At 36.3% G+C, this 248-nt stretch carries 1 pseudogene; it reads right to left on the bottom strand.

The window, feature by feature from the left end:
• Positions 1 to 248 (bottom strand): annotated as a pseudogene (locus tag RYX56_RS24290) (acyltransferase family protein); the annotation flags it as partial.

Raw genomic sequence — 248 nt, 5'->3', positions numbered from 1 at the left:
AATAATCACAAAGGCAATTGGGAACGAAAATTTAGCTTTAATGAGCCCCTTTAATTGCTCCCCGTTTAATAAATAACCGATTAAAAAGTAAGGGAAAAATACAAACGTTCTCGATAAACTTAAAAAGCTGCCAATCTGATCGATATACCCGATAGCAACCCCAATGGTTATCGCTAAGAAAACACCCCTCCATTTTAACCGGGCAAATAAATACAGCAGGCAATTCCAAAAAAACAGGCTTAATAAGA

The organism is Alkalihalophilus lindianensis (assembly GCF_032843265.1).
GTDB lineage: Bacteria > Bacillota > Bacilli > Bacillales > Bacillaceae_D > Alkalihalophilus > Alkalihalophilus lindianensis.
The sequence above is the reverse complement of the archived record's forward strand: the minus strand, read 5'-3'. Positions and strand labels throughout refer to the sequence as shown.